7 protein-coding genes are annotated in these 12,730 nt (G+C 64.2%); 6 read left to right on the forward strand and 1 reads right to left on the reverse strand.

Going from position 1 to position 12,730, the window contains the following annotated elements; translation table 11 throughout:
* The first annotated feature begins 432 nt into the window (after nucleotides 1-432).
* The 5 genes from AC05QJ_RS16500 (at nucleotide 433) to AC05QJ_RS16520 (ending at nucleotide 10,202) form a co-directional block, all read left to right on the forward strand.
* Nucleotides 433-1,827 (forward strand): hypothetical protein, encoded by a 1,395-nt coding sequence (locus AC05QJ_RS16500; RefSeq protein ID WP_476742393.1) that lies wholly within the window; start codon nucleotides 433-435, stop codon nucleotides 1,825-1,827.
* 71 nt (nucleotides 1,828-1,898) lie between these two features.
* Complete coding sequence (locus AC05QJ_RS16505; RefSeq protein ID WP_476742394.1) at nucleotides 1,899-3,548, forward strand: VRR-NUC domain-containing protein; 1,650 nt, start codon at nucleotides 1,899-1,901, stop codon at nucleotides 3,546-3,548.
* A complete protein-coding gene (locus tag AC05QJ_RS16510; protein ID WP_476742395.1) occupies nucleotides 3,545-5,806 on the forward strand; it encodes an ATP-dependent DNA helicase in 2,262 nt (753 codons plus the stop codon). Before AC05QJ_RS16505 ends, AC05QJ_RS16510 begins: the two co-directional genes overlap by 4 nt.
* Nucleotides 5,807-5,900: 94 nt before the next feature.
* Nucleotides 5,901-7,541: a phosphoglucomutase (alpha-D-glucose-1,6-bisphosphate-dependent) gene (gene pgm, locus AC05QJ_RS16515; protein ID WP_476742396.1), complete on the forward strand. Its 1,641-nt coding sequence runs from the start codon at nucleotides 5,901-5,903 to the stop codon at nucleotides 7,539-7,541.
* 192 nt (nucleotides 7,542-7,733) lie between these two features.
* On the forward strand, nucleotides 7,734-10,202 hold the full coding sequence (locus tag AC05QJ_RS16520; RefSeq protein WP_476742397.1) for a UvrD-helicase domain-containing protein: 2,469 nt from the start codon (nucleotides 7,734-7,736) through the stop codon (nucleotides 10,200-10,202).
* A 45-nt stretch (nucleotides 10,203-10,247) separates the two neighbouring features.
* Here the strand turns inward: AC05QJ_RS16520 and nhaB are convergent, their stop codons facing one another.
* The gene (nhaB, locus tag AC05QJ_RS16525; protein WP_476742398.1) at nucleotides 10,248-11,750 is read right to left on the reverse strand and encodes a sodium/proton antiporter NhaB; all 1,503 of its coding nucleotides are present in this window, start codon (nucleotides 11,748-11,750) and stop codon (nucleotides 10,248-10,250) included.
* Between the two features lie 152 nt (nucleotides 11,751-11,902).
* Between nhaB and AC05QJ_RS16530 the strand changes: the two genes are divergently transcribed.
* Entirely contained in the window at nucleotides 11,903-12,715 is an 813-nt protein-coding gene (locus tag AC05QJ_RS16530) for a crotonase/enoyl-CoA hydratase family protein (RefSeq protein ID WP_476742399.1), read from the forward strand.
* Nucleotides 12,716-12,730 lie beyond the last annotated feature (15 nt).

The following is a 12,730-nucleotide window of genomic DNA, read 5'->3' on the forward strand; positions in this document are numbered from 1 at the left end:
ACTAAGGACTTTGCTTCGGCTATGTTGTTGCTGTGGGAATAAACCCATTTCAGCGTCTGTAGAGTTACGTGATGCTGTGCAAAAACAACTATCGCCTATATGGCGCGGAAGATATCCGTGTGTCATCGAACGGCTCTTCCCGCTGTCGTCTCAAGGAGCGAGATATGCCCATGGAATTACGCCGGCAGCCGGATTGCCTGGCCCTCGAGAAACCCGCCCGCGCGCCGGCTCGCTGTCACGGATCATGGAGATGGAACTGTTTGGTGGTCCGTGTATTTCTGTAGGAATGTAAGAAATATCCTGCGCCGTAAATCGGGCTTTCACATTTGAACGACGCATTTGAAACATCGATAGAGCGCACACTGACTCTGCTGCATGTTTTCGGCTGCGTATCAAGTTTTCAGTCGTTGCGATAATTATCGGGGAATTACCATGGGTGCGATTCACGACCAAGCCATGCAATACGTCTACCAGCAGGTTCTGCAGCGCTTGCTGGAGCGCCTGACCCAGGCCCAGCGTGCCTCTTTGCAGTTGCTGATCCAGAGGCTGCTGGTGGTGGCCGGCGGCCTCGAGTGCATCCATGGGCTGAAAGTGATGCTGGTGCACACCGGCAGCCAGGACAGCACCCATACCCTGGCATTCCTGCGCGCGGCACAACTGAGCCTGGCAGCGCGCTCGCCCGTGACCTTCAACCTGCGCGTCGCCACGGCGCGCCACAGCGACATGCCGACGGTGACCCTGGGCAATATCGAGCGGGCGTTCGCGGCACTGGTGGTACATGACGACCCGCGGGTCGAACTGCTGGCAGTGGATGACGGGCAGATACGACCCTTCGATGCCCGCCACGGTATCTCCCGGCCCCAGCAGCAGGCCGACCGCCATGCGCTGCTCATGGCGGGGCACCTCACCCCGGGCAATCCTGACCGGGCCGTCATTCATCGCCAATACCTGGACCTTGCCGACCTCCATCGACTGGGCGCTGCCTGGGATGGTGGCGTGGATGTGCTGGTCAGCGGCGAACCCGAAGCGCGCCGCAAGCGCTTTCTCGCCCAGGGCCTGCGGTTGCTGAGGGAGGCCGGGCTGCCACGGGTACGGCCCGTGGAGGCGTTCCCCCGGGCACTGTTCGAGACGGTCGGTGCCGTGCGTCAGGAGTTCCGGGCCCCCGAGCCTGCAGACGAGAGGGCAGCGAAACCGGTGGAGCCACGCGGGCGGGTACCGCGTTTCATTGCGATCGACGACCTGGTTCACGACCCGTTCTGCGGCCAGGGCCGCCTGCTCACCGAACTGCTGCGTTTCAAGCATGACGAATGGTCCTTCGGCTTTGCGCCGACCCAGCCCGGCAATCCACTGATGCGCGCGCACATGCGTGCGCTGCACAGCGAATTCGTCGAGGAGCGCTGCTATCAGGATGGCATGGACGAATGCCTGGGCCGCATCGAGGAAGAGATGAAACGTCAGCACATGCCGGCAGCGATGCGCGAGCCCTTGATCGAGCCGTGGCGCCAGGGTGACGACCTTGGGGAAGTGCGCCGCCTGGCCGGGGATTTCGCCTCCCAGGCCTGGGGCATCAACGAAGCGCAGCTGATCTGCCTGCTGTGCTCGCCCTTCGTCAGTGAGGGCCGCAGGCTTGAGCGTTTTCTGCGGCGCTGTCATCCGGGAATGCTGGTGGCCTTGCCTTACCTGCACAAGGCTTTGCAGGGGCAGCCTTCATCGGACCCGGTACTGCAATGGCTGACGGGAACCAGCGGCCTGCCATTGGCCACGCTGCAGGCGCTGTACCGTCGCAGTCCGCTGATCGAGGTCGAAGATCCAGTCGGTGACCATTGATCTTGCGCGGTTGCCAATAACGCGTGTCTGTATGTATAACCAGTGCCTGGTTTTCGCTGGTTATACCCTCCGTGATCGCTCATTCCGTCAACGACCCGCTCTATTACCTGCATAACTTCCGCCAGGTGCTCGACTGGCTGCGCCTGCGCTACGCCGATCTGTTGGATGCCGAAGAGCGGGCGTTCGTGGAGGGTTTCGACCTGCTGCCGCAGGCGAGCCAGGCGTTGCTGGTGCGGATGGTGATGCGCAAGGGCGTGCTGTTTCGCGAGCGACGTCTGTCCTATGCCGAGATCGGCCCGACCCGACAGGCGTTGGCGCCATTGCTGGCGCTTGGCTGGGTCGATGGTCAGACGCTGTTGACGCTGGACGAGTTGTTCGCGCTGTTGCTCAAGGATGAAATCAGTACCTGCTTCGCCGCGAGCCTCACGCGCCCGCGGGCTGCCAAGCATGAGCTGTACGAGCAGGTGCGGGAGTCGTTCGACGAGCCACGCACCTTGCAACAGTGGTGGCCGGACTGTCCGGACGCGATCTACAGGCTGAGCCAGCAGGCGGTTTGCGACCGCTTGCGACTGATGTTCTTCGGCAACCTGTATCAGGACTGGTCCGAATTCGTGCTCGCCGACCTCGGCCTGTTGCGTTACGAGCACGTCACTTTCAGCGCCGACTCACGCGCCCTGCGCGTGCGCGAAGACATCGAGTTGTGCATGGCCCTGCATGCCTGTGCCGAGCAACTGGAAAACGGCGCGGACATCGACGGGCTGCTGGCCCGGCTGGATGCCCTGAGTACCGCGAACCCGTGGCTGGAGCGTCGCCGCGCCCGTGTGCAGTATCAGCTGGCGTACCACTGCGAACGGCTTGGCGACTGGTCCCGAGCCTTGCAGATCTATCCCTGTTGCACCCATCCGCAGGCGCGGGAGCGGCATATCCGTGTGCTCGAGCGCAGCGGTGATTACCCGGCGGCGCTGATGCTGGCGCTGGAAGCGGCCGAGCAGCCGGGCAACGCTGCCGAGGCGCAGGCGCTGACACGGATTGTGCCGCGACTGCGGCGCAAGCTCGGCGGCCCGCCGCAGCCACGGCGCAAGGGCGGAGTCGTCAGCCGTCTGGACCTGACCCTGCCGCCGGAGCTGGCAGTGCTGGGCGTCGAACAGGCGGTGCAGCGTCATCTGCAGGAGGCCGACGCAGCACCCGTGCACTATGTGGAAAACACCCTGTTCAACAGCCTGTTCGGCCTGCTGTGCTGGAAGGCGATCTTCGCACCGCTGCCGGGGGCCTTCTTCCATCCGTTCCAGAGCGGCCCACAGGACTTGCTGGACGCCGGCTTCCACAGCCGCCGTATCGATCTGTTCGCCGATTGCCTCGACCAACTGGACGATGGTCGCTATCGCCAGACCATCCTCGGCAACCATGCGGCCAAGCAGGGGCTGCAATCGCCCTTCGTGTACTGGGAACTGCTCAGCGAGGAATTGCTGGAGCAGGCCCTCGACTGCCTGCCCCCGCAACACCTGAAGCAGTGTTTCCTGCGGTTGCTGGAAGACATCCAGGCCAACCGCGCCGGCATGCCCGACCTGATCCAGTTCTGGCCCGGCGAGAAACGCTACCGGATGATCGAGGTGAAAGGCCCCGGCGATCGCCTGCAGGACAACCAGTTGCGCTGGATCGACTTCTGCGCCTTGCACGGTTTGCCGGTGGATGTCTGCCATGTGCAGTGGGCTGAAGCATGAGCTATCGGGTGGCGGTACGCACCCTGTGCGAGTTCACTGCCAAGCGCGGCGATCTGGACCTGCGTTTTACGCCGTCGCCGACCGCCCAGGAAGGTATTGCCGGGCATCGCCGCGTGGTCAAGGGGCGCGGTCCGGACTACCAAGCGGAGGTGGCCCTGGCCGGGGTTTTCGAGGCGCTGGAAGTCCGGGGCCGCGCTGATGGCTACGCGCCAGACCGCAATTGCCTGGAGGAAATCAAGACCCACCGCGGCGACCTCGCCACCCAGCCGGACAACCACCGGCAACTGCACTGGGCCCAGGCGAGGGTCTATGGCTGGCTGATGTGTCAGCAGCGCGATTTGCCCTCGATCAACCTGGCGCTGGTCTATCTCGACGTCGACAACGATCGCGAAACCCGTTTCGAGTGCAGCGCCAGCGCCGCCGAGCTGGAACAGCACTTTCAGCAACTGTGCCAGCGTTTCGTGCATTGGGCCGCCCTGCAGCAGCGGCGCCTGGCCGAGCGTGATGCCGGACTCAATGCCCTGGGCTTTCCCTGGCCGTCGTTTCGCAAGGGCCAGCGCGATCTGGCCGAGACGGTGTACAAGGCCGTGAGTACAGGCCGCTGCCTGATGGCCCAGGCCACCACCGGCATCGGCAAGACCCTGGGTACCCTGTTTCCGCTGCTCAAGGCCATGGCCCGCCAGCCGCTGGACAAGATCCTGTTCCTCACCGCCAAGACCCCAGGTCGCGCCCTGGCGCTGAATGCCGTGCGCCAGGTGATGGCGGTCAGCCCTGAACTGGCACTGCGCAGCCTGGAACTGGTGGCCCGTGACAAGGCCTGCGAATACCCCGGCACGGCCTGCCATGGTGACGCCTGCCCATTGGCGAAAGGTTTCTACGACCGCCTGCCGGCCGCCCGCGAAGCAGCGATGGCCGTGCCACTGCTGGACAAGGCGCAGGTCCGCGCGCTGGCGCTGGAGCATCAGGTCTGCGCGTACTACCTGAGCCAGGAACTGGCGCGCTGGGTCGATGTACTGGTGGCGGATTACAATTACTACTTCGATCAGAGCGCCTTGCTCCATGGCCTGGCCCAGACCGACCAGTGGCGCCTGGCGCTGGCGGTGGACGAGGCCCACAACCTGGTGGACCGGGCGCGGCAGATGTACAGCGCCAGTCTCGACCAGGGCCAGTTGCAGGCCCTGCGCCGCGAGCCGCCAGCGGGCATGGCGAGTGCGTTGCAGAGCCTCAACCGCGAGTGGAACCGCCTGCACAAGGCGCAGGTGGCGCCGTACCAGGCCAGCAACGAGTTGCCGGCGGCCTTTCTCAAGACGCTGCTGCGCTGCATCGGCCTGATCCAGGACCTGATGAACCGTACGCCACAAGCGGTGGACCCGGCGCTGCTGCAGTTCTTCTTCCAGGCCCTGCAATTCGCCCGCCTCAGCGACGTCTTCGACCGGCACTTCCTGTTCGATATCAGCAAGCGCAAAGGGGCAGGGCGCCGCGACCTTTCCACCCTGTGCCTGCGCAATGTGGTGCCGGCACCGCTGATCGGTCCGCGTTTCGCTGCCGCCCGCAGCGCCGTGCTGTTTTCCGCGACCCTCAGCCCGCGGCATTTCTACGCCGACCTGCTGGGCATGCCCGCCGATACGGCCTGGCTGGACGTGGCGTCGCCTTTTGTGGCCGAGCAGTTGCGGGTGCGTATCGTCAGCGAGGTTTCGACCCGCTACCAGCACCGCCAGGCGTCCCTGGCACCCATCGTCGACCTGATCGAGGGACAGTACCGCGAGGAACCGGGCAACTACCTGGCGTTCTTCAGCAGCTTCGACTATCTGCAACAGGTTTCGGCGCTGCTGGCGCAGCGCTATCCGGCCATCGAGCAATGGTCGCAGTCCTCCGGGATGGACGAGGCGCAGCGTCAGGGGTTTCTCGAGCGTTTCGTCGAGGGCGGCCGCGGCATCGGTTTTGCCGTACTGGGCGGTGCGTTTGCCGAGGGCGTAGACCTGCCGGGAACGCGGCTGATCGGCGCGTTCATCGCCACCCTCGGGCTGCCTCAGGTCAACCCGGTCAACGAGCAGCTCAAGCAGCGCATGACCGCGCTGTTCGGCGCCGGCTTCGACTACACCTACCTGTACCCCGGCGTGCGCAAGGTGATCCAGGCGGCCGGGCGGGTGATCCGTGGCACGGAGGATCGCGGCATGGTCATGCTGATCGACGACCGTTTCGATGAGACCCGCGTGCGGCACATGTTCCCGTCCTGGTGGGCAGCGCAGGGCAAATAGTTGCAGGGTGGGAATTTTCGCCGTCGCCTTGTAGTCGAAGTGCCAGTAAACTCTGCGATTTCATCACCCTGAAACTCCTTTCTTGAGGTTTTGCATGAAGCTCAGTCCTCTGGCTGGCAAGTTGGCTCCCGCTTCCGTTCTGGTCGATATCCCACGCTTGTTGACCGCTTACTACACTGGCCGGCCGGACGCCGGCATCGCCACCCAGCGGGTCGCCTTCGGTACCTCCGGCCACCGCGGCAGTTCCTTTGACCTGAGTTTCAACGAAGACCACGTCCTGGCCATCAGCCAGGCGATCTGCCTGTACCGCCAGGCGCAGGGAATCGACGGCCCGCTGTTCATCGGCGCCGATACCCACGCCCTGTCGACGCCGGCTGCGGCCAGCGCCCTGGAGGTGCTGGCGGCCAACGGCGTCGAGGTGATGCTGTCGAAGGACGACGAGTACACCCCGACCCCGGCGGTGTCCCATGCCATCCTCTGCTACAACCGTGGCCGCACCGCCGGCCTGGCCGATGGCATCGTCATCACGCCGTCGCACAACCCGCCTCAGAGCGGCGGTTTCAAATACAACCCGCCCAATGGCGGCCCGGCCGACAGCCATGTCACCAAGTGGATCGAAGCCAAGGCCAACGAGCTGCTGGCCGATAGCCTCAAGGGCGTCAAGCGCATGCCCTACGAGCAGGCGCTGAAGGCCTCTACCACCCATCGTCATGACTATGTCGGTACCTACGTGGCCGACCTGGTCAATGTCATCGACTTCGACGCCATCCGCGGCGCCAGCCTGCGCCTGGGTGTCGATCCGCTGGGCGGTGCCGGTGTGCGTTACTGGTCGGCGATCGCCGAGCACTACAAGCTCAATCTCGAGGTGGTCAATACCGAGGTCGATCCTACCTTCCGCTTCATGTCGGTGGACTGGGACGGCCAGATCCGCATGGACCCGTCGTCGCCGTACGCCATGCAGGGCCTGATCGGACTGCGCGACCGCTTCGACGTAGCCTTCGCCTGCGACCCGGACCACGATCGCCACGGTATCGTCACCCCGACCGGTGGCCTGCTGGCGCCGAACAACTACCTGGCGGTGGCCATCGACTACCTGTTCCAGAACCGTCCGCAATGGCGTGCTGACGCCGCCGTGGGCAAGACCGTGGTCAGCAGCGGGCTGATCGATCGGGTCACGGCACGTCTGGGCCGTCGCCTGTACGAAGTACCGGTCGGCTTCAAGTTCTTCGCCGATGGCCTGTTCGACGGCTCCCTGGGCTTCGGTGGCGAGGAGAGCGCCGGCGCCTCGTTCCTGCGCAAGGACGGCGGTGTCTGGGCCACCGATAAGGACGGCCTGATTCCGGCACTGCTGGCCGCCGAGATCACCGCGCGCACCGGTCGTGATCCGAGCCAGGCTTACGCCGAACTCACCGCCGAGTTGGGCGAGCCGTTCGCCACCCGCGTCGAGGCCAAGGCCAATCCGCAGCAGAAGGCTTTGCTGGGCAAGCTGGCGCCGGAGCAGGTCAAGTCCACTGAACTGGCCGGCGAGCCGATCCAGCAGATCCTCAGCCATGCACCGGGCAACGGCCAGGCCATTGGCGGCCTGAAGGTGATGACCGCCAATGGCTGGTTCGCCGCACGGCCGTCGGGTACCGAGGACATCTACAAGATCTACGCCGAGAGCTTCATCGACGATGCGCACCTGCAGCGTCTGGTGGGCGAGGCGCAGGAACTGGTGGACAAGGCGATTTCCTGACAGGCAGGGCCGCCTGGCGGCCCGTCGCCGGCAACGCCGGCTCCCACGGGAGTTGGCGCTGCCGGCATCTGCTCAGGAACATTCTCCTGTTGTTACGCTAATCCGCTGATTTTCCGGACAATCGCCACTGTCCCATTCCTGCCGAATGGGGTAAAACTTCCGGCTTGTGTGAATTTTCCAGCCGGAGCCGGTGTGTCTGACAAGCTTCCCCCGCAATCCCCTGAACTGACCCCTCCCGCCCAATTGCCCTGGATTCGGCGCCTGGCCGCCCGCCTGCTCGGTCGCGGCCTCAACCGCCTGCGGGCGCAGCACCGCGACTCGTGGTTCCAGGGGCATGCCAGCGGTCTGCGCAGCGGTCATGCCGACGGTTTGCGCGAGGGCTACGACGAAGGCCGCGCCGATGGCTACGAGGCTGGTCGGCAGGTACTGGTGATCCGCGATACCCGCGCCGACGAGCCCGCGGTACCGGGGGTGGACGATGCCCTGTTCGATGACTGGCGCCTGCCACTGAGCGCCGATCTGAAGAAGCGGTTCAAGGCCGATGTCGCCCGCCTTCTGCCAGAGCATGCCCAGCCCAGCGCTGCGCAATGGAAGATGATCTTCAGCGATACCCCGTCCACCTGTGTGATCGCCGGGGCGGGCGCGGGCAAGTCCACCTCGCTGGTGCTGCGCATCCTGCTGCTGCGCCACTACCTGGGCTACGAGCTGGACGCGATGACGGTCGTGACCTTCACCCGCGAGTCGCGCAAGGACTTCATCGCCCGGCTGCTGCAGGTGTTCGGCCTCTGGCAGGTGGCACTGAGCCCGCTGCAGGCGCGGGAACTGGTGCGCACTTTCCATTCGCGGATCCTGCCGCTGGTGCGCAGCCTTCCGGGTTTCAGCCAGGTGCGGGCGTTCGAGACCCTGGGCAGTGAGCTGCCGGCCGGTGCCGAGGCCGATGCCGAAAGCAATCCCTTCGACCTGCGCCTCAACGACGCCCAGCGCCAACAGCTCAACCTGTGTTATCGCGACCTGCTGCGAGCCAGTCCGCGTTTCGCCGAACTGGTCGCCGGCCTGCGCCGCGAGGCAGTACAGCTCAAGTCGCTGGACAAGGACCATCCCGACGTGCAGAAGCGGATGGCGGTGACCCAGCTCTCCGCCAGTCGCGACGAAGAGCTGTGCGACACCGTCGAGGACCTGTGGTTTCGCGCAGGCGCCTGGCCCGTCAAGGGCATCGAGCCGAGTCGCGAGACGGTGGAGATCAATGGCAGCCGTTTCCATTTCCATGGCCGCATCGCCGAGCTGGACGCCTGGGTTGTGCTGGGCTTCGACCCGGGCGAGAACCAGCAGTACAAGCGTCCTGGCGCCAAGCTGCCGGTGTGGGCGGAGTGGCTGGTCAAGCGCACCCTGTTTCAAGCTTTCTGCGATAAGCCTGTGATCTGGCTGGAAAATTACGCCGCGGCCAAACGTTTGACTTCGTCCCTGGCTGGTGATGCGGTAGCCGGGCCCGGGTTCGATTACAAGGTCAAGGGCGAGCTGGCAGCGGTGCCATTGCTGGACGCATTCGTCGCCTCGGCAGGGTTTATCGAGAACCTCGGGCTGGATGTCAGCGTTGCAGTCAGCGGCATGAGCTTCCCCCAGGGCGACACCGATGCGCAGTTCTTCGAAGCGCTGAGCCTGTACTGGAAGGCGCTGGAAAGCCATCTGTTGGGGCTGTCGCCCCCGGTGATGAGCTACAACCGCATGTTCGCCCTGTTCGGCGAGAACAACCCGGAGAACCTGCAACTACTGCCCGACCCGCTGTTGCGGCCTTTGGCGCACCTGATGATCGACGAATTCCAGGATGTGTCGCCGCAGATCGTCTCCTGGCTGCGCGCCAGCCTGCGGGAGATCCGTCGCCGCGGGCCGGCCATGCAGGTAGGGCGACAGGCGCGGCATTCGTCACTGCTGTGCGTGGGCGATGACTGGCAATCGATCTATGGCTGGCGGGGCAGTTCGCCCAAGTACTTCATGGAGTTCGCCAAGACCTTCGTCGCTCCGTCCAGCACCCGGGTGATGCTCACCGACAACTATCGCAGCCACCAGCACATCATCGACGCTGCCGAACATATCGTGAAATCGGCGCCGTCCATCAGTGGCAAGAAGGCCAGGGCGGTCGGACCGGCAGCGGACGAACGCTGGCCAGTGCAGGTGTGCGAACGCGACGAGTCGGCACTGGCACAGCAGGTGACCGAGCATTACCGCCGAGGCGACTCGGTGATGATCCTGTTTCGAAAAACATCTGATAAGTCTCTGATTTCAGAGCATATTAAGTCGATAGTTAATGCTGATTCTAGCTTGCCGGCCGGGCAGCGTCGGCTCCGTCAACTGACCTATCACAGCGCCAAGGGGCTGCAGGCTGACGCGGTGTTCATGCTGGGAGACTGCCAGTACGTGACCCGCTCGCCGTACAAGAACCAGGTCTACCGGTTGGCCGGTCTGTCGCGGGCGGGCGATCCGGAAGGCTTCGATACCGCGCAGAAGGAAGAAGTGCTGCGCCTGGCCTATGTCGCCATCACTCGGGCGGTGCGTCATTGCTACTGGCATGTGGACGTGACGAACGGCGAGCAGGCCAGCCAGCCGCGGGCATCGCTGCTGGTGGACGGGAAGAAGGCGTTCTTCGAGGATCTGCGCAGGACTTGAGGGCCTTATCGCTGGCAAGCGGAGGGCCGCTTGCCAGCGATCGCTTCACAGCCAGTAGGTGACGGCCCACCAGCCCAGACCGCCCATCACGACGGTGTATGGCAGTGCCATCCACACCATCCGCCCATAGGACAAGCGGATCAGCGGTGCAATCGCCGAGGTCAGCAGGAACAGGAACGCCGCCTGCCCGTTGGGCGTCGCCACACTTGGCAGGTTGGTGCCGGTGTTGATCGCCACCGCCAGGGTCTCGAAGTGTTCACGGCTCATGGCACCGTCGAGGAAGGCCTGCTTGACCTCGGTGATATAGATGGTCGCCACGAACACGTTGTCGCTGATGGCCGAGAGCAGGCCGTTGGCGATGAACAGCATGCCCGGCTGCTGGTCGGCCGGCAGTGCCAGCACCGCATGGATCAATGGGCTGAACAGTTGCTGCTGGTGAATCACCGCCACCACCGCGAAGAACACCACCAGCAGCGAGGTGAACGGCATGGCGTCCTGGAAAGCACGGCCCAGGCGGTGTTCGTCGGTGATGCCGGTGAAGGCAGTGATGAGCACGATCACCAGCAGGCCGATCAGGCCCACTTCGGCGAGGTGCAGTCCCAGGCAGACGATCAGGATCAGCGCGGCGATGCCCTGCACCAGCAGGGTGGCGCGTTGCTGGGCGGTGCGTTGGGCGTCGTCCTCGGCGGCATGGGCGGCCAGGACCTGACGTACGCGGTCGGGCAGCAGGGTGCCGTAGCCGAACCAGCGCAGTTTCTCCAGCAAAACGCAGGTCACCAGGCCCGCCACCAGCACCGGCAATGACACCGGCGCGACGTTCAGGAAGAAGGCCTGGAAACGCCAGCCCATTTCATGGCCGATCAACAGGTTCTGCGGTTCGCCCACCAGGGTGCAGACGCCGCCCAATGCCGTGCCGACGGCGCCGTGCATCAGCAGGCTGCGCAGAAACGCGCGGAATTGCTGCAGGTCATCCCGGGCCAGTTCGGGGATGTGCTGGTCGCTGTCGATGCCGGCCTCGCCGCGCGGATTGCCGCCGGAGACAACCCGGTGGTAGACACCATAGAATCCGACTGCCGCACTGATGATCACTGCCGTCACCGTCAGCGCATCGAGAAATGCCGAGAGGAAAGCACACAGGAAGCAAAAAATCAGTGACAACAAGGTCTTGGAGTGAACACCTAACAAGATACGCGAGAAGGTAAACAGCAGCAGATCCTTCATGAAGTAGATCCCCGCCACCATGAACATCAGCAGCAGGATCACCGGGAAGTTGTGCTGCAGCTCTTCGTACAGCGCCTGGGGCGTGGTCATGCCCAGCAACAGGGCTTCGACCATCAGCAGGCCGCCGGGCATCAGCGGGTAACACTTGAGTGCCATGCCCAGGGTGAAGATGAATTGCACCACCAGCACCCAGCCGGTCACCACCGGACCGAGCGTGAAGAACAGCAAAGGGTTGAGCAGCAGGAACAGGCACAAGGTCGCCTTGTACCAGCGCGGCGCCTGCCCGAGGAAGTTGTGGGCCAGAGCGCCGGCCAGGGAAGTGGACATGAAGATGTTTCCTGATAATTCAAAGACCTGCGCACGGTGCCGCAAGCGTCACGCAAGATCAAGACGTGCAGTCCCGGTTTTGGCACAAGTGCGGGGTCCGGGGTGCGATATAGTCCGAAGCTTCCTACATCTGCTGCTCAAGGAGTGTCGCCGTGACCGACTACACCGCATTCAAGGTCGAGCTGTCGAACCATATCGCCCACGTCCAGATCAACCGTCCGGAAAAGATCAACGCCATGAATGCGGCGTTCTGGAGCGAGATCGTCGAGATTTTCCAGTGGATCGACGACACCGATGAGGCGCGGGTCGTGGTGATCAGCGGTGCCGGCAAGCACTTTTCCTCAGGGATCGACCTGATGATGCTGGCCTCGATCGCCAACGAGCTGGGCAAGGACGTGGGCCGCAACGCCCGCCTGCTGCGGCGCAAGATCCTGCAGATGCAAGCGTCGTTCAATGCCGTCGATAATTGCCGCAAGCCGGTGCTGGCGGCGATCCAGGGCTACTGCATCGGTGGCGCCATCGACCTGATCGCGGCTTGCGACATGCGCTACGCGGCCAGCGATGCGCAGTTCTCCATCAAGGAAATCGATATGGGCATGGCCGCCGATGTCGGCACCCTGCAACGCTTGCCGCGCATCATCGGTGACGGACTGCTGCGCGAACTGGCCTATACCGGGCGCACTGTCGATGCCGAAGAGGCCCGGCGCATCGGTCTGGTCAACCGCACCTGGGACGACCACGGCAGCCTGCTCGACGGAGTCTTTGCCATTGCTGCGGAAATTGCGGGAAAATCCCCGATTGCCGTGGCCGGCACCAAGGAGATGCTCAGCTACATGCGCGATCACCGGATCGACGATGGGCTGGAGTACATCGCCACCTGGAACGCCGCCATGCTGCAATCCACCGACCTGCGGGTGGCCGTCGCCGCCCACATGAGCAAACAGAAGCCGGAGTTCGCCGACTGACCAGGGGGGCGAGCC

The organism is Pseudomonas sp. TUM25319 (assembly GCF_056388475.1).